We start from the raw sequence: 16,694 nt of genomic DNA, 5'->3' as shown, positions 1-16,694 counted from the left end.
CTGCGTCAGAGCGCAGAGTTGAAGATCGGTGCCTGAACGCGACGGGCGGATTCCGTCGGCAGCACGCGGCCGAGAGTCGAGGCCGCGGACGCGCTGCGGACGTCGATCTGGGCGAGCGGGACGCGGCGGTCCTTGACCGTGCTGGTCGGGGGGGTTGCGGAAGTGTTCACGACACCGTCCTCGGGGAAGCCATGTGGAATGGGCATGGGGATTGACACCAGCGACATGCTGGTGTCAAGCGTGGACTTTACTCGGCCACACTCCATTGGCAACCGAGACATGACGCATGGTCAAGCGTTCTATGGAAAGCGTGACGGATTTCTCGCCATGTCGCATTGCGCCGTTTGCCGCAGCGCAAGATCCTTTTCTTGTTCCGTCCTGGGTCCGAACGCCTCCTAAGCGGGCTGCTGTTCGCCCATAGGTGGGGCCGGCAGCTCCCTGAGCAGCCACGTCAGTATGTCGGGCAGCGCGCGCAGCGCCGCGAAGTGCGCGGCGGCCGGGTCGATGGTCGCGGTCGCCCCGGGGATGCGGCGGGCCAGCCAGCGCGAGTGGCCCACGGGGGAGAACACGTCCAGCTCCCCGTGCCAGATCAGCACGGGGCAGCGGATGTCGGCGGGGTCGAAGCCCCAGGGGCGGCTGAAGGCGAGGATGTCGTCGATCCAGCCGTAGGCGGAGGCGCGCACCCCCTCGCGGTAGTTGCGCAGCAGCATCTCCCGAAGGCCCGAGTCCGCGACGATCATGCGGTCGCTGTCGGTCAGCTCGCGGCGCAGCTCGTCCAGCAGCCGGCGGGGGTCCCGGGCGATGCCGGCGGCGCGCGGGATCAGCCGGGCCTCCAACTCCTCGGGGTCGTCGGAGGCGGTGGTGTATTCCCGTACGTTCGATGCGGCCATTCCGGCGAACCAGTCCAGGTCCTTGGCGTCCCTGGGCGCGAGGGGGACCAGGGCCGCCGTACGGGTGACGCGCTCCGGGAGCAGGGCCGCGCAGGCCAGGGCGCCGGGGGCGCCGCCGGAGCGGCCCGCCACGGCGAAGGTGTCCAGCCCGAGGGAGTCGGCGATGGCCGCCACCTCCTGGGCCACGTCGGTCACGCTGCGGCCGGGGTGGCGGTCGGAGCCGCCGTAGCCGGGACGGTCGTAGGCGATGAGCTGCATCCGCCGCTGGTAGAGCACCATGCCCCGGGGGGCCGGGCCCAGCCTGCTGCCGGGCATGCCGTGGAGCAGGAATACCGGTTTGCCGTCCGGGTCGCCCCAGCGCTCCACCGTCAGATTCCGTCCGTCCGCGACGCGCACCTGACTGCGCACGCGCTTCCTCCCTCACGGTTGACGCGACTCGTCAGGCTGATTGTGCTCGCTGGGGGAGGAGTGCGGTAGGGCGCACTCCGTCGGAAATTCTTGTGAACGAACTCACAAGCACATGCGGGCCCTTGGCTCTTCGTCGTCCATGCAGGTCAGAGGTGTGATCCAGAAGAGGTGAAGGGGCGTGAACGGTCCTTCGGCCTGCCGGAAAAGGGCCTTCTCGGCAGGGTGGATTCCGCTTTTGGGTGTCGAATTGAGCCATCAGGAAAACGGTCGCCCGCAACACCGGCAACCCGATCATCTTCGCCTTCCACCCCTCCGCGCAGACTGCTCGGCCGGGGCCGCGCGCACGGTCCGCGACGCCGAGTTCGCCGCCGGCGCCCCCGAGAACTGCGTGCAGTGGGTCACCGCCCCCGCCATGGAAGCCGCCGGCGCCCTCATGAACCACCCGGGCGTCTCCGGCGTGGGCAACGTCCTGGCGTACGTCCTGGAGCAGTTCGTCTCCGGCACGACCGCCTACGCGGCCGACTGCGCCGGCGCCAAGCTGCACCCGGTGCCCCGCCGACACCTCGATCCTCCTCGCCCAGTGCCACGAGGTCGGCGACAGCGAGCCGCTGAGCCGCTGAGCCGCGAGAACCTCTCCCCGGTGCCGGCCGTCCTGAAGGCCTCCGACACCGGGCACGGCCTCGAACTGGCCGCCGACGTGGTCGATAGGCCCCTCCGGAAGGAAGAGCGCGAGAGGCCCGTCCGGGGTGCGAGCCCAGGCCCGGGCGGGCCTTTTCGCCTGCGCTACGCGTGCGGCACGAGGAGCGCCGCCGCCGAGCGGGCCTGGACCAGGGCCCGGGCGCGGTCCGCGCCGCGCTGGCCCAGCACCACCCGGGTGCTCAGCCCGTCCAGCAGCGCGAGCAGTTCCGAGGCCCGGGCGGGGACGTCCATGGGGGCGAAGCGGCCCTGGTCCACGCCCTTGGCCAGCAGCGCCTCCAGGTCCCGCTGCCAGCTCTCGTCGATCTCCTCCTGGGCCGCCTTCAGAGGTTCGTTGGAGGCCGTACGGGCCCACAGCTCGATCCACAGGGTCCAGCGCGGGTCGCGCGGCCCCTCGGGGAGGTAGAGCTCCAGGAACTGGTCGAGCTTGCGGGCGGCCGTCACCCTGCGGCCGAGCAGGGCCCGGCGCTCGCCGGTGAGCAGTTCCTCGCTCCAGCGCAGGGCCTCCAGCAGGAGCCGGTCCTTGCTGCCGAAGTAGTACAGGATGTGGCCGCCGCTGGTGCCGAGGCGCTCGGCCAGCGCGGACATGGTGAGCGCCGCGAGCCCGTTCTCGGCGATGGCCGCCATGGCCTCCTCCAGCATCCGCTCCTGGGCGATCTGCCCGTCGCGCCGCCGTGCTGCTCCCGCCACCGCTCCCGCCACCGCTCCCGCCCTCCGGATCTTCCTGGCCCGACCTTATCCCGCTCATCGCGGACAGGGTCTTGACGGGGTCCCGGTGCAGCCCGCATCTTGAATGCCATTCAAGAACTTAGAACGTCATTCAAGATCGCTCAAGGTCAGGGGTCCGTCATGGGACAGCTCATGGGGCAGCAGGAGACAGTCGACGTCGACGAGGTGTTCCGGGTCGAGACCCACGGGATCGACCCCATCCCCGACGCGGAACGCCACGGCGGCGCCAAGGACCTCTTCTGGCTCTGGTTCGGCTCCAACCTCACCTTCACCTACGTGATCAACGGCGCCCTGGCCGTGGCCTTCGGGCTCTCCTTCCGGCAGGCCACCGCCGTCGTCGTGATCAGCGGGCTGTCGTTCTTCGCCGTCAGCGCCGCCGGGCTCAGCGGCATCCGCACCGGCACCGCCACCCTGGTCATCTCCCGCGCCGCCTTCGGCGTCCGCGGCAACTTCCCGGCCGGCGTCCTCAACTGGGTGGTGAGCATCGGCTACACCATCGTCAACACCGTGGTCGGGACGCTCGCGCTGGAGGTCTTCTTCGCCGAGGTCGGCCTGGGAAGCGGCCACCTGGCACGCGGCCTCGCGCTCGGCATCACCCTCGCGCTCACCTTCGCCGTCGCCATGTGGGGCCACGCCACCGTGCAGTTCGCCGAGCGCTGGATGGCCTACGTCCTCGCCGTCGGCTTCGGCGCGCTGCTCGTCTTCGTCCTGCCCGGCGCCGACACCTCCGCCCCCGCCGCCGCCCCCGGGCTGTCCGGCTGGAGCCTGGCTTTCGTCGTCATGCTCGCCGGGCCGTTCTCGTACCTGCCGATGCCCGCCGACTACACCCGCTACCTGCCCCGGACCACCTCCCTGAAGTCGATCACCTGGATGGGCGCCCTCGGCGGGTTCGTCTCCTCCGTGGCCCTGGGCGTCGCGGGCGTCGCCGCCGCCACCCAGACCGACATGACCGACGCGGTCGCGGGGGCCGAGAGCCTGCTGCCCGGCTGGTTCCAGCCGCTGTTCCTGGCCCTCGTACTCGGCGGCTCGGTCACCAACTCGATCATCACGCTCTACTCCTCCAGCCTGAACCTCCAGGTCCTCGGCATCCCGTGGAGCCGCGCCCGGGCCATCGTGATCAGCGCCGGCGTCACCGCGATCGGCTCGCTCGCCGCGCTCTTCCTCACCGACTTCACCACCTCCCTGCTCTCCTTCCTCTCTCTCCTGATCATCGTGTTCGCGCCCTGGGGCGGGGTCTTCCTCGCCGACATGCTGCTGCGCCGCTGCCGCTATGACTCCGACGCGCTGCACGCCGGGAGCGCGGGCGCCTACTGGTACCGCGCCGGCTACCACCCGGCCGGGATGGCCGCCCTGCTCGCCGGCATGGCCTTCGCCGCCCTGACCTGCGACTCCGAGCTCTGGACCGGGCCGCTGGTGGCCCCGCTCGGCGGCGCCGACCTCACCCTGCTCGGCTCCGTCGTCTCCGGCCTCGCCTACTGGGCGCTCACCCGCGGCCGCGTCCTCTCGTACGCCCCCGCCGCCCCCGCCGCCGCCCCCGCGGCCTGACCGACCGACCACCTCCCACGCCGCAATGGAGCACCCTCACATGGCACGCCGCCCCTTCCCCGCCGACCTGCTGCTCACCGGAGCCCGGATCCACACCGTGGACCCGCGACTGCCCGAGGCCGAGGCCCTCGCCGTCCACGACGGAACGATCGTCTGGCTCGGCCCGGACGCCGAGGCCGCCGCCTGGGCCGGACCGGACACCGAGCGGATCGACGCGGGCGGCAAGCTGGTTCTGCCCGGCTTCATCGACGCGCACAACCACGTCCGGCTCGGCTCCGACGACGCCTGCGTACAGCTCGCCGGGGTGCGCACCCTGGAGGGCATCCACGAGCGGATCCTGGCCTGGCGGCAGGCCAACCCGGACGCCGAGTGGATCGAGGCCGAGGCCTTCGACTACTCCGCCATCCCGGGCGGGCGGATGCCGGACGCCGCCGACCTGGACCCGGTCACCGGGGACGTCCCGGCGCTCGTGCTCTCGTACGACGTGCACACGGCCTGGCTGAACACGGCGGCCATGCGGCGCCTCGGCGTCACCCGGGACCGTACGGACCTGCCCTTCGGCACGGCGGCGGTGGACCCGCGCACCGGCGAACCCACCGGATTCGTCAAGGACTTCGCCGTCAAGGGGCTCTCGCGGGACGGCCACCGGGCGCTGCGTGAACTGGGCGTGCCGTGGGCCTCGCCGGACCGGCAGTACGGGCGGCTCGCCAAGAGCCTCGACGACGCGATCCGCTTCGGCATCACCACGGTGGTGGAGCCGCAGAACTCCCTCGACGACCTCGAACTCTACGAACGGGCCCGGGCGCAGGGCCGGCTGCGCTCGCGGATCGTCGCCGCCCTGTTCCACCCGCGCGGCACCGGTGAGGCCGACCTGGCCGACTTCGAGGAAGCGGCCCGCCGGTACTCCGGGGACCGGCTGCGGGTGGGCCCGCTCAAGCTGTACATCGACGACGTGGTGGAACCGCGTACGGCGGCGCTCCTGGAGCCGTACGCGGGCTGCGGGCAGCACCGGGGCGAGACCTTCTACCCGGCCGAGGAATTCGCGCAGCTACTGGCCGATCTGGACGCGCGGGGCTTCCAGTGCTTCGTGCACGCCACCGGCGACCGGGGGATCCGGACCGTCCTGGACGCGGTGGAACACGCGCGGTCGGTGAACGGCCCGCGCGATGCGCGTCACCAGGTGGTGCACGTGGAATGCCTGGACCCGGCGGACGTGGAGCGCTTCGCGGAACTGGGCGTGGTGGCCTGCATGCAGCCGAGGCACTGCGCACCGGAGATCGCGGGCCCCGGGCAGGACTGGGCCGAGAACGTGGGCGAAGGCCGGTGGCACAAGGCCTGGCCGATGCGGAGCCTGCACGAGGCGGGGGCGGTCCTGGCGTTCTCCAGCGACTGGAACGTGGCCGAGATGGACCCGATGATCGGCATCTACACGGCGGTGACCCGCCGCCCCCTGGCCGGTGGCGAGCCGTGGCAGCCGGCCGAGACGGTGGACGTGCGGACGGCGGTGTACGGCTACACGATGGGCTCCGCCTACGCCAACTTCCTGGAGGAGCAGCGGGGTTCCCTCACCGTGGGCAAGGCGGCGGACTTCGTGGTCCTGTCCCGGGACATCCTCTCCGTCCCGGCGTCCGAGATCCCGGGCACGGTCGCGGAGACGGTGGTGGTGGCGGGCGAGGTCACCCACCGGGCCCCCTGACCCGGCGCTGGGGCCAGTACCGGAGGGGTTCGTCCAACGGGCCATCCCGCCCCACGCGGCGGCCGGATCATCCCCCGGACTCCGTCGTCCGGGGGGACCCCCGGCGCAGGGCTGCGCAGGTTCACCGGGCGCCCGCCCCCTCGGCGCCTGTGCCCCCTTCGGTGTCGGCGAAGCGGGGGACCGAGGGCGAGTCGTCGGGCAGCCCGCTGCCCACCGCCGCCCCGGACCGGCCCCTGCGGAACACCGCGCAGGCCAGCGTGACCGCCGAGCCCGCCACCGCCCAGGCGGCCAGCACCAGCATGGGGCCGCCCGCGCCGTTGCCCTTGAAGTACGTGATGGAGCGCGCGGCGTACGTACCGGCGCCCGGTGGCAGGGCGGGGCCGATGGCCCTCCAGAACGGCGGCAGCAGCGGGTACGGGTAGGCGCCGCCCGCGCTCGGGTTGCCGAAGACCACGACCAGCAGGATCGCCAGGCCGATGCCGACCACGCCGGCCACGCCCTGGAAGGCCAGGGTGATCGACCCGACCGCGAAGACGACCAGGGTGCCGAGCCCCCAGAGGGCCGCAATGGAGCCGGGCAGGGCGTCCAGGACCGGGCCCGCGATCACGGCGCCGAGCAGCCCCGCGGCGATGGAGTACAGCAGCAGGGCGGCGAGCCGGATGACGGCGCGGTGGATGTTGGCGGGCCGGGCGCCGGCGCTGATCGCGAGGATCGCGGCACACAGGTAGCCGCCCACGCACCAGCCGACGACCAGGTAGAAGGAGCTCAGGCCGCGCCCGTCGCCGGCGGCGGACGGGGCCACGTCGGTGACCCGGACGGTGCGGCCCTGGGCCTTCTCGGCGAGGCCGACGACCTGTTCGAGGGCCTGGGAGAGCGCGGCCCCGGCGCCGCCCGCGACCAGCAGCCTGTCGGTCTTGCCGGCCGGGTCGATGATCAGCGCGCCGTCCACGTCCCGGTTCTCGATCTGCCGCCGCGCCGCGGCCTCGTCCTTGACCGCGTGGGGGTCGAGCGGCTTGCCGGGCAGGGTGCCGAGCTGGTCGGCCGAGCGCTCGGCGACCGGCGCGAGGGGAGCGGTCACCGCGATCGGGATCTCGCTGGGCCTCGGATGGTGGAAGGCCCCGATGTACGAGGTGATGAAGGCGAGCTGGAGGGCCAGCACACCCAGGACCAGCACGGCTGCCCGGGCGGTCACGGCGTCCTTGATCTCGGCGAGGAAGCCGCCGGACGGGGCTGGCTCGGTGCTCTGGGTGGGCTGGTTCATGTCTCACACGCTCGGCGTGCCGGGGGCGGCGCGCAGCAGGGGTGGGCCGAACGGATGACATGTGTCCGGGTGCGGGGACCGGCCCCTGTGGAGTATCGAACAAACGTTTCGCACGGATATTCGAATTGCTCTATGGTGGAGACGGGGGTGATGTTCGCCGAGTGAAAGCAGGAGGCCGCGGGTGCCCGGTTTTACGCATCTGCACACCGTTTCGGGGTTCTCCATGCGTTACGGAGCCTCCCATCCCGGGCGGCTGGCGGAGCGTGCCGCCGAGCGGGGCATGGACGCCCTCGCCCTGACCGACCGCGACACCCTCGCGGGCACGGTGCGGTTCGCGAAGGCGTGCGCGGAGGCCGGGATCCGGCCCCTGTTCGGGGTCGACCTGGCCGTGTCGGCCGCGGCGCACCCGGCCGGATCCGCGGGTTCGGGGGGACCCGCGGGCCCGGCCGGATCCGCGGGCCCGGGCCCCGCCGGTGAGGCCTCGTACCGCCGCCGCAACCCCGTCAAGGGCGGGGCCTTCGTCGACGAGTCCGCCCCGCGCGCGGTCTTCCTGGCCCGGGACGGCGCCGCCGGATGGGCCGAACTGTGCCGGCTCGTCACCGCCGCGCACGCCTCGCACGCGGCGGCCGGCGCCACGGGGTCGCCGGTCCTCCCCTGGAACGCCCTGCGCGACACCCTCGGCCCCCACGGCGTGAGCGGCGTCTTCGTACTGCTCGGCCCCGACTCCGAGGTCGGCCGGGCACTCGCCGCCGGACGGCCCGACCGGGCGGCCCGGCTGCTCGCGCCCTGGCGGGAGGTCTACGGCGACGCGCTGCGCCTGGAGGCCGTCCACCACGGCCGCGCCGGCACCGGGCCCGGCTCGCTGCGGCTGGCCGCCCGTACGGTCGGCTTCGCCGCCGAGCACGGCATCCCGGCCGTACTGACCAACGCCGTCCGCTACGCCGACCCCGGCCAGGGCCCGGTCGCCGACGTCCTCGACGCGGCCCGGCGGCTGATTCCCGTCGACCCCCGCAAGCCACTGGACGGCGGCGAGCGCTGGCTCAAGCCCCCCGACGCCATGGCCGAGGCCGCCGACCGGATCGCCCGGGCGGCCGGCCAGCGCCCCGCCGACGCGCGCCGGCTGCTCGCGGAGACCCGGCGTACCGCGGAGGCCTGCGCGGTGGACCCCGAGGACGACCTCGGCATCGGCTCGGTGCACTTCCCCGAGGCCCGGCTCGTCGGCGCCGCCCACCGCACCGCCCAGCGGGTCCTCGCCTCCCGGGCCTCCGCGGGCATGGTGCTGCGCGGATACGCCAACGGCCCCGACAGCCCCGAGTACTGGGAGCGGATGCACCACGAGCTCGACATCATCGCCTACCACGGATACGCCTCCTACTTCCTGACGGTCGCTCAAGTAGTGGATGACGTACGGGAGATGGGCATCCGGGTGGCCGCCCGCGGATCCGGCGCCGGCTCCCTCGTCAACCACCTGCTCGGCATCGCGCACGCCGACCCCGTCGCGCACGGCCTGCTGATGGAACGCTTCCTCTCCAAGCGCCGCCACGTCCTGCCCGACATCGACATCGACGTGGAGTCCGCCCGCCGGCTGGAGGTCTACCGGCGGATCATCGACCGGTTCGGCACCGAGCGCGTCGCCACCGTCTCCATGCCCGAGACCTACCGGGTCCGGCACGCCATCCGCGACGTCGGCGCCGCCCTGTCCATGGACCCGGCCGTCATCGACCGGCTCGCCAAGGCCTTCCCGCACATCCGGGCCCGCGACGCCCGCGCCGCGCTGGAGGAACTGCCCGAACTGCGTGACGTACGCGGGGAGTCGTACGGGAGGCTGTGGGAGTTCGTCGAGGCGCTGGACGCGCTGCCGCGCGGGATCGCCATGCACCCGTGCGGGGTCCTGCTCTCCGACGCCTCGCTGCTCGCCCGCACCCCGGTGGTGCCCACCAGCGGCGAGGGGCTGCCGATGTCCCAGTTCGACAAGGACGACGTGGAGGAGCTCGGGCTGCTCAAGCTCGACGTGCTGGGCGTACGGATGCAGTCCGCGATGGCGCACGCGGTCGCCGAACTGCGGCGGACGACGGGGGAGGAGCTGGACCTGGACGACCCGGCGCAGGTGCCGCCGGGCGACGAGGCGACGTACGAGCTGATCCGCTCCGCCGAGACGCTGGGCTGCTTCCAGATCGAGTCGCCGGGCCAGCGCGACCTGGTGGGCCGGCTCCAGCCGGCCACCTTCCACGACCTGGTCGTCGACATCTCGCTGTTCCGGCCGGGGCCGGTCGCCGCCGACATGGTGCGGCCGTTCATCGAGGCCCGGCACGGGCGGGCCCCGGTCCGCTTCCCGCACCCGGACCTGGCCGACGCGCTGCGCGAGACGTACGGGGTGGTGGTCTTCCACGAGCAGATCATCGAGATCGTGCACACCATGACCGGCTGCGGCCGGGACGAGGCGGACCGGGTGCGGCGCGGGCTCTCGGAACCGGAGTCGCAGGGGCGGATCAAGGTCTGGTTCGCGGCGACGGCCGCCGGGCGCGGCTACCCGGCCGAGGTGATCGCCCGTACCTGGGAGATCGTCGAGGCCTTCGGCTCGTACGGCTTCTGCAAGGCGCACGCGGTGGCCTTCGCGGTGCCCACGTACCAGTCGGCCTGGCTCAAGGCCCACCACCCGGCGGCGTTCTACGCCGGGCTGCTCACGCACGATCCGGGCATGTACCCGAAGCGGCTGCTGCTGGCGGACGCGCGGCGCCGGGGCGTGCCCGTGCTGCCGCTGGACGTGAACCGGTCGGCGGTCGCCCACCGTATCGAACTGGTGTCCGGTAAGGGCTGGGGTCTGCGGCTCGCGCTGTCCGACGTCCACGGCATCGGCGAGGCGGAGGCGGCCCGGATCGAGGACGGGCAGCCGTACGCCTCGCTGCGCGACTTCTGGGACCGGGCGCATCCCGGCCGGCCGGTCGCCGAACGCCTCGCGCAGGTCGGCGCGTTGGACTCCTTCGGGGACAACCGCCGTGACCTGCTCCTGCACTTGGCGGAACTGCACGGGGCCTCGCGGGCGCCCGCCGCCCGCGGCAGCTCCCAACTCCCGCTGGACGGCGGCCTGTCCACCGCTGCCATCGGCCTGCCCGACCTGAACGAGGCCGAGCGGCTCAGTGCCGAACTGGGCGTCCTCGGCATGGACGCCTCGCGGCACCTGATGGGCGACCACCAGGCCTTCCTGGCCGAGCTGGGCGTGGTCCCGGCGCACCGGCTGCGGGAGGTCGAGCACGGCCGGACCGTCCTGGTCGCCGGGGCCAAGGCGGCCACCCAGACCCCGCCGATCAGATCCGGCAAACGGGTCATCTTCACGACCCTGGACGACGGCAGCGGCCTGGTCGACCTGGCCTTCTTCGACGACAGCCACGACGCCTGCGCGCACACCGTCTTCCACTCCTTCCTGCTGCTCGTACGGGGAGTCGTGCAGCGGCGCGGCCCGCAGAGCCTGAGCGTCGTCGGAGCGGCGGCCTGGAACCTGTCGGAGCTGGTCGAACTGCGCGGGCAGCGCGGCCTGGAAGCCGTCACCGCCCACCTCTCGCAGCCGGTGACGACAGAGCCCGGGGCGGCGGCCTCCACGGATTCCGGACGCCGCATCCACCTGTCCACCGGCTACGAGATGAACCCCTGGGCCGACCTCCGGCCGCCCGGCGAGGGCGACCTGACCGGCCGCAAGCTGTGGCACTCCAGCCCGGGGAGCGCGGGATGAGCGGCCCCTCGCACAGCGCGGTCCGAGGGAGTGCGGTCCGAGGGAGTGCGGTCCGAGGGAGTGCGGTCCGCGGGAGCGCGGTCCTGCACGTCCGGTGCGCCGCGGCCCTGCCGGAGGAGGGGTACCGGGAGGTCCTGGAACTGCTGCGGGAGTTCTCCCCGCTGGTCCAGGCGCTGCCGCCCCGCTCGGCACTGGTCCAGGTCCGCGGCGCCCAGCGGTACTTCGGCGCGGACGCGGGCCGGATCGCCGAGGTCGTACGGCTGCGCGCGGTCGCCCGGCTGGGCACGGACGTACGGATCGGGGTGGCCGGCACCTGGGCGGTGGCCTCGATGGCCTCCGCGCGGGTCCCCGGGCCCGGCGGAGTGCTGAGCGTGCCCGAGGGGGCGGTGGCCGACTTCCTGGGGCCGCTGCCGGTGGAGGCGCTGTACGGCATCGGCTCCAAACAGGCGGCGGTGCTGCGCGGGTACGGACTGCACACGGTCGGCGCGCTGGCCGCCGTACCGCCGGGGGTCGTCGAGCGGGTCCTGGGCCGGCGGGCGGGCCGGCCCGCCGCGGAGCGCGCCCGCGGCATCGACCCGCGCCCCGTCACCCCGCAGGGCCTGCCGCCGTCGGCCGCGGTCCGGACCGGCTTCGCCCGGCACGAACTGGACGGCCCCCTCGCGCGCGCCGAACTGCTCGGCCTCGCCGTACGGCTGGGCGCGCTGCTGCGCGGCCGCCGTCAGGCCGCCCGGTCCCTGTCGCTGACCCTGCAGTTCGTCGGCGGCACCCGCTGGGAGAAGTCCCGGCGGCTCGCCGAGCCCTCCGCGCACGACGAGGACCTGCGGGCCCTCGCGTACCGGCTGCTGGACGCGGCCGGCCTGCAACGGGCCCGGCTGACCGGCATGGTGCTGCGCGCCGAGGACCTCACGGGCGCGGAGAAGACGGCCCGGCAGATCTCCCTGGACCCGGTCCGCGAGGCCCGGCTGACGGTGGAGGCGGCCATCGACCGCGCGAACGCCCGCTTCGGTGCGGGCACGGTCCGCCCCGCGGCGACGTTCGCCGCGTCGGCGTAGCACCGGCGGAGGGCCGGCGCGGCTCTGGCGCGGCGCTGGAGCGCGGCTTGCGACACGCATCTTTTACTGACGCGTAACTTCCTTGTTTTGCTACCCGCCCGTAATTTGGCGACAGCAGCCCCCCTTGTGATCCGGATCACGGGACGAGCCCCCACGTCATCCCCACTCATCCCCACGCATTCCCCTTGAGCCGCAAGGAGATCACACGATGCTGCCCTGGAGACGCCTGCTCCGCCCGCTGGCCGTCCTCACCCTCACCGCCGCCGCGCTCGTCGCCCCCACCGGCACCGCGCAGGCCGCGTCCGCACCGAGCAGCGGCTGGAACGACTGGTCCTGCAAGCCGTCCGCCGCCCACCCCCGGCCCGTCGTGCTCGTACACGGCACCTTCGGCAACTCCATCGACAACTGGCTCGGCCTCGCGCCGTACCTCGTCCACCGCGGGTACTGCGTCTACTCGCTCGACTACGGTCAACTGCCCGGCGTACCCCTCTTCAACGGGCTCGGTCCCATCGACAAGTCCGCCGGCCAGCTCTCCGTCTTCGTCGACAAGGTGCTCGCCTCCACCGGCGCCGCCGAGACCGACCTCATCGGCCACTCCCAGGGCGGCATGATGCCGCGCTACTACCTGAAGTTCCTCGGCGGCGCCGCCAAGGTCAACGCGCTGGTCGGACTCGCCCCCGACAACCACGGCACGGACCTGGACGGGCTCACCCAACTGCTCCCGTACTTCCCCGGAGCCGAGGACCTGATCAGCGCCGCGACACCCGGACTCGCCGACCAGATCGCCGGATCGGCCTTCCAGAACAAGCTGAACGCGGGCGGGGACACCGTTCCCGGCGTCAAGTACACGGTGATCGCGACCAAGTACGACGAGGTGGTCACCCCCTACCGCAGCGCATTCCTCGACGGGCCGGACGTACGCAACGTGGTGCTCCAGGACATGTGCCTCCTGGACCTCTCGGAGCACGTGGCCATCGGCCTCACCGACCGGATCGCCTGGCACGAGGCGGCCAACGCCCTCGACCCGGCGCACGCCCGACGGACCACCTGCGCGTCGGTCTTCGACTGACGCGGCAGACGGTCCGTCCGGCGTGAACCCCGCGCTGGACTAGCGGCCGTGGCGGCCCGTGGCCGCACGGCGCCGGGCCAGTGCGAACAGCACGGCCGCACCGACGGCCAGGATGCCCGCCCCGGCGATCGCGATCGCCGGGGTGGCGCTGCCGGCGCCGGTCTCCGCGAGGTTGGTGCCCTGCGCGGGGACCGGCGACTCGGCGGTCTTGGCGTTCGTCTTGGGGTCGTTGTCACCGTGGCCGTTGTGCTCCACCGTGGACTTGTCCGCGCCGTCGGCGATCTGCTCGTCGGTCGGGGCCTGGGGGCCGCTCTCGTCCGAGGGCTGCACGGAGGGCTGCTGCGAGGCCGGCTGCGAGGCCTGCTGCGACGGCTGGGTGCTCGGCTTCGAGCCGGGCTTCGTGCTCGGCTTGGCGGTGGAACCGCCCCCGTTGCCGTTGCCGCCGTTGCCGCCGTTGTCCTTGCCGAACACCACGTCCGAGCAGGTGTAGAAGGCCTCGGGGCTGTCCGAGCGCTGCCACACGCTGTAGATCAGGTGGCGGCCCGACTTGTTCGGGACCGTGCCGGAGAAGACGTAGTCGCCGTTCTGCATGCCCGGATCGGTGACCTTCGCGAACGGCGCGGGCTCCAGGTCCGACCACTTCAGCGGCTTCGACGGGTCGTACCCGTCCTTCGTCACGTACAGCTCGAAGGAACCCTTGTGCGGGGCGGTCCCCTTGTAGCGGAAGGTGTGCGCGCCCGCTGCCATCGGGCTCGCCGGCCAGTCGCCGCGGGCCAGGTCCAGACCCTTGTACTTGGGGTTGGCTGCCGAGCACAACTGCCCGTCCGGGATCAGGGACTTGCTCTGGCCGGCCGCGTTGGCGATGTTCACCGCGTTCCAGTCGTAGAACGCCTGCGTCCCGCTCGCCGCCACCGCCGCCTTGCAGGCCGCCGACTTCGGGGCCTCCGGTCCCTCCGCGTAGCACGCCGCCACCCGGCTGACCGGATCCGTCATCGAACCGTGGGCCGCCGCGGGCGCCGCGGCGTACGCGGCCACCGCGAGGGGGGCCAGCGCGACGGACGCGATACGGGTGGCGGTGCGGCGTGCGGGCATGGTGGATCTCCTTCGGGCGCAAGGCAGGGGTGCGCCAGGAGACCCGGGCTGTGCGGCGCCGTCCCCTACGGGGTCGCGGCGCCGCCTCCGGCCCTCCCTGGCCCAGCCAAACTAACCGCCCGCACCCCGGGTTTCCCCGGCTCCGGGGCCCGGAAGGCGATCCTTAGGCTCCGCTTAAGGAAGCGGTAAGCGTGCCCACAGGAAGCGCTGCCGGCTACGCCAGCAGGGCGTTCAGCCCCGCCGCCGTCCTGGCCTGCGCGTCCAGGGCGTCGAGGGCCCGTACGGCCTCGGCCGCCGCCTCCGGGTCGGTCTCGGCGAGGCCGCTCTCGGCGAACTCGTCCTCGTCCAGCCGCAGCACGGACGTGCCGTCGGCCGAGACCCACAGGTCGAGGTCCAGGTCCTCGACCACGATCACGCCGTCCTCCACCACGGCCGGGCGGGTGACGTCGCAGTACCAGCCCTTGAGGACGCCCTCGCCGGTGCGCACTTCCTTGACCGCGTACCAGCGGTCGCGCCAGAAGTGCTCGGTGAACACGTCGCCCGGCTCGAAGCGCACGAAGCCGAAGTCCCGTACGCCTTCTGCCGCCCAGGGGGCGCGCACGGAGATCCGGCTGCCGGTGTCGGCGACCAGGTCCGCCGGGTAGCGGATCTTGGTACGGCCGGCCTTGACCAGGGCGACGGTGAGCTGTTCGGTCATGTTCTCGTGGTCTCCAGCTTCTTCGCGTGGCGCGTTCGGTCGCGCGGATCTCGTACCCGAATCGGTCTTCGCGAGCTTAGCCAGGCCCCGGCCGCGCAAGGCCCGCAGGGTGCCGGTCATCCCCGAGCCGTAGCGGGGGGCACTGTCGGTCCGCGCGGCCGGGCGGTGCCGGGACGGATGCCTGCGGATCACGGGGGTGATGGGGGAGAATCGGCCGCGTGACCTCGACGAACCTGAAGATCCGGATTGACGGCGCGGCCGGCGCCGCCGCCCCGTACGAGCAGCTGCGCGCGCAGATCGCGGACCGTGCGCGGTCGGGGAAGCTGCCGACGGGGTTCAAGCTGCCCACGGTGCGGGGGCTGGCGCAGGAGCTCGGGTTGGCGGCGAACACGGTCGCCAAGGCGTACCGGGCGCTGGAGGCCGACGGGGTCATCGAGACGCGGGGCCGCCATGGCACGTTCGTCGCGGCGGCGGGGGAAGGGGCCTCCCGCGAGGCCGCGGCGGCCGGCCAGGCGTTCGCGGACCGGGTCCACCGGCTGGGCCTGAGCATGGAGGAAGCCACGGCGGCCGCCGCCGATGCCCTCCGGGCGCGGTACGGCCAGTAACTCCGCCCGCGGCTGGATTGTGGCCGGCGCCGCCTTTCGGCGCGCCGGCCGGGCCATTCAGCTCCGCTACAGGTACAGGCCCGCGTCGGTGTCGTGGCCCTGGGGCGGGAGGAGGGGCGTGGGGCCCGTCGCGCCTCGGCGGAGGGCGAAGAGTTCGGCCAGGGTGGCGCCCTCGCGGGGGATGCCCTCGTCCGTGCCCAGCCAGTCCACCGCCTCGCGGTGCGTCAGCCGGCCGACCTCGATGCGGGCCAGGCAGCGGCCCGGCCGCACCACCGCGGGGTGCAGGCGCTCCAGGTCCTCGTTGGTGGTGACGCCGACCAGGACGTTGCGCCCCTGGCCGAGCAGGCCGTCCGTCAGGTTGAGCAGCCGGGACAGCGCCTGCCCGGCGGTGTGCCGGGCCTCGCCGCGGATCAGCTCGTCGCAGTCCTCCAGGAGAAGCAGCCGCCAGCGGCCCTTCGCCGTGCCCTCGTCCTCGCCGATCGCGATGTCCATCAGGTAGCCGACGTCGTTGAACAGCCGCTCCGGGTCCAGGACGCAGTCCACCTGGCACCAGTCCCGCCAGGAGCGGGCCAGCGTCCGCAGGGCCGAGGTCTTCCCGGTGCCCGGCGGACCGTGCAGCAACAGCAGCCGGCCCGCGATGTCGTCGGGGGTGACCTTCATCAGCCGGTCCATGGCCCCCGCCACCGGCGCCGTGTAGTTGGGCCGCACCTCCGCCCACGTACCGGCCGCGATCTGACGCGTCGTACGGTACGGGCCGCGGCGCGGGGAGACGTACCAGAAGCCCATCGCGACGTTCTCCGGCTGCGGGGCGGGCTCGTCCTGAACCCCCTCCGTGGCCTTGCCCAGCACCCCGGCGGCGAGTTCGTCGCTGACCGCGGTCACCGTCACGTCCGCGCCCCGGCTCCAGCGGGAGACGAGCATGGTCCAGCCGTCGCCCTCCGCGAGCGTCGCGCTGCGGTCGGTGTCGCGCGCCGAGCGCAGCACGGTGGCCTCGGGCGGCAGCAGGCTCGCGTCGGCCTTCACCCGCTCGATCGACACGCTGTGCGAGTACGGCTGCTCGCCGGACGCGAACCGGCCGAGGAACAGCGCATCGACGACGTCGGACGGCGAGTCGCTGTCGTCGACGTTGAGCCGGATCGGCAGCGCGTCATGCGGGTTGGCTGGCATGGCGCCCATGATCCGGCACGAAGTGTCCTCATGCACCCGTGTTTCGCCGGATCGGGTGCC

At 73.3% G+C, this 16,694-nt stretch carries 13 protein-coding genes; 6 read left to right on the top strand and 7 right to left on the bottom strand.

The annotated features are described in order from the left end of the window. Nucleotides 1-5 precede the first annotated feature (5 nt). The 3 genes from fxsA to ACFWBF_RS10850 form a co-directional block, all read right to left on the bottom strand. Nucleotides 6-170, bottom strand: a complete 165-nt coding sequence (fxsA, locus tag ACFWBF_RS10860) for an FxSxx-COOH cyclophane-containing RiPP peptide (RefSeq protein ID WP_385598454.1) — start codon at nucleotides 168-170, stop codon at nucleotides 6-8. A gap of 225 nt (nucleotides 171-395) precedes the next feature. After that, entirely contained in the window at nucleotides 396-1,298 is a 903-nt protein-coding gene (locus ACFWBF_RS10855; protein WP_385598451.1) for an alpha/beta fold hydrolase, read from the bottom strand. A 783-nt stretch (nucleotides 1,299-2,081) separates the two neighbouring features. Next, nucleotides 2,082-2,684: a TetR/AcrR family transcriptional regulator gene (locus tag ACFWBF_RS10850; RefSeq protein ID WP_385598448.1), complete on the bottom strand. Its 603-nt coding sequence runs from the start codon at nucleotides 2,682-2,684 to the stop codon at nucleotides 2,082-2,084. 159 nt (nucleotides 2,685-2,843) lie between these two features. Between ACFWBF_RS10850 and ACFWBF_RS10845 the strand changes: the two genes are divergently transcribed. Both ACFWBF_RS10845 and ACFWBF_RS10840 read left to right on the top strand, forming a co-directional pair. Then, on the top strand, nucleotides 2,844-4,268 hold the full coding sequence (locus ACFWBF_RS10845; protein ID WP_385598445.1) for a purine-cytosine permease family protein: 1,425 nt from the start codon (nucleotides 2,844-2,846) through the stop codon (nucleotides 4,266-4,268). A 40-nt stretch (nucleotides 4,269-4,308) separates the two neighbouring features. Then, complete coding sequence (locus ACFWBF_RS10840) at nucleotides 4,309-5,964, top strand: amidohydrolase (RefSeq protein ID WP_385598442.1); 1,656 nt, start codon at nucleotides 4,309-4,311, stop codon at nucleotides 5,962-5,964. Nucleotides 5,965-6,085: 121 nt separating this feature from the next. Here the strand turns inward: ACFWBF_RS10840 and ACFWBF_RS10835 are convergent, their stop codons facing one another. Next, nucleotides 6,086-7,225 (bottom strand): DUF3533 domain-containing protein, encoded by a 1,140-nt coding sequence (locus ACFWBF_RS10835; protein ID WP_385598438.1) that lies wholly within the window; start codon nucleotides 7,223-7,225, stop codon nucleotides 6,086-6,088. A 223-nt stretch (nucleotides 7,226-7,448) separates the two neighbouring features. On the opposite strand from ACFWBF_RS10835, the gene ACFWBF_RS10830 reads away from it, so the two are divergent. From ACFWBF_RS10830 to ACFWBF_RS10820, 3 genes are all read left to right on the top strand, one after another. Continuing rightward, a complete protein-coding gene (locus ACFWBF_RS10830; RefSeq protein ID WP_385598435.1) occupies nucleotides 7,449-10,952 on the top strand; it encodes a DNA polymerase III subunit alpha in 3,504 nt (1,167 codons plus the stop codon). Further along, nucleotides 10,949-12,004, top strand: coding sequence for a hypothetical protein (locus ACFWBF_RS10825; protein WP_385598429.1), 1,056 nt, complete (start codon nucleotides 10,949-10,951; stop codon nucleotides 12,002-12,004). Before ACFWBF_RS10830 ends, ACFWBF_RS10825 begins: the two co-directional genes overlap by 4 nt. Nucleotides 12,005-12,212: 208 nt before the next feature. Beyond that, nucleotides 12,213-13,073, top strand: a complete 861-nt coding sequence (locus ACFWBF_RS10820) for an esterase/lipase family protein (protein ID WP_385598426.1) — start codon at nucleotides 12,213-12,215, stop codon at nucleotides 13,071-13,073. Nucleotides 13,074-13,112: 39 nt separating this feature from the next. On the opposite strand, the gene ACFWBF_RS10815 is transcribed toward ACFWBF_RS10820, so the two are convergent. Both ACFWBF_RS10815 and ACFWBF_RS10810 read right to left on the bottom strand, forming a co-directional pair. After that, nucleotides 13,113-14,165 carry a lytic polysaccharide monooxygenase gene (locus tag ACFWBF_RS10815; RefSeq protein ID WP_385598423.1) on the bottom strand — a complete coding sequence of 351 codons (1,053 nt, stop codon included), beginning with the start codon at nucleotides 14,163-14,165 and terminating at the stop codon, nucleotides 13,113-13,115. Nucleotides 14,166-14,379: 214 nt separating this feature from the next. Next, entirely contained in the window at nucleotides 14,380-14,862 is a 483-nt protein-coding gene (locus tag ACFWBF_RS10810; RefSeq protein WP_385224102.1) for a DUF402 domain-containing protein, read from the bottom strand. Nucleotides 14,863-15,080: 218 nt separating this feature from the next. Here ACFWBF_RS10810 and ACFWBF_RS10805 point away from each other — a divergent pair, with 218 nt between their 5' ends. Then, nucleotides 15,081-15,467, top strand: coding sequence for a GntR family transcriptional regulator (locus ACFWBF_RS10805; protein ID WP_385598421.1), 387 nt, complete (start codon nucleotides 15,081-15,083; stop codon nucleotides 15,465-15,467). A gap of 66 nt (nucleotides 15,468-15,533) precedes the next feature. Here ACFWBF_RS10805 and ACFWBF_RS10800 read toward each other — a convergent pair whose 3' ends face one another. Next, the gene (locus tag ACFWBF_RS10800) at nucleotides 15,534-16,643 is read right to left on the bottom strand and encodes a DUF5925 domain-containing protein (RefSeq protein WP_385598418.1); all 1,110 of its coding nucleotides are present in this window, start codon (nucleotides 16,641-16,643) and stop codon (nucleotides 15,534-15,536) included. Nucleotides 16,644-16,694 lie beyond the last annotated feature (51 nt).

It is taken from the genome of Streptomyces sp. NPDC060028 (assembly GCF_042736725.1).
Taxonomy (GTDB): Bacteria; Actinomycetota; Actinomycetes; order Streptomycetales; family Streptomycetaceae; genus Streptomyces.
The sequence above is the reverse complement of the archived record's forward strand: the minus strand, read 5'-3'. Positions and strand labels throughout refer to the sequence as shown.

Excerpts from the sequence above, each read along its gene's own strand:
- ACFWBF_RS10815 (WP_385598423.1), bottom strand. The coding sequence starts at position 14,165 with ATGCCCGCACGCCGCACCGCCACCCGTATCGCGTCCGTCGCGCTGGCC.
- ACFWBF_RS10840 (WP_385598442.1), top strand. The coding sequence starts at position 4,309 with ATGGCACGCCGCCCCTTCCCCGCCGACCTGCTGCTCACCGGAGCCCGG.
- ACFWBF_RS10845 (WP_385598445.1), top strand. The coding sequence starts at position 2,844 with ATGGGACAGCTCATGGGGCAGCAGGAGACAGTCGACGTCGACGAGGTG.
- ACFWBF_RS10830 (WP_385598435.1), top strand. The coding sequence starts at position 7,449 with ATGCGTTACGGAGCCTCCCATCCCGGGCGGCTGGCGGAGCGTGCCGCC.
- ACFWBF_RS10835 (WP_385598438.1), bottom strand. The coding sequence starts at position 7,225 with ATGAACCAGCCCACCCAGAGCACCGAGCCAGCCCCGTCCGGCGGCTTC.
- ACFWBF_RS10825 (WP_385598429.1), top strand. The coding sequence starts at position 10,949 with ATGAGCGGCCCCTCGCACAGCGCGGTCCGAGGGAGTGCGGTCCGAGGG.
- ACFWBF_RS10820 (WP_385598426.1), top strand. The coding sequence starts at position 12,213 with ATGCTGCCCTGGAGACGCCTGCTCCGCCCGCTGGCCGTCCTCACCCTC.
- ACFWBF_RS10810 (WP_385224102.1), bottom strand. The coding sequence starts at position 14,862 with ATGACCGAACAGCTCACCGTCGCCCTGGTCAAGGCCGGCCGTACCAAG.
- ACFWBF_RS10800 (WP_385598418.1), bottom strand. The coding sequence starts at position 16,643 with ATGGGCGCCATGCCAGCCAACCCGCATGACGCGCTGCCGATCCGGCTC.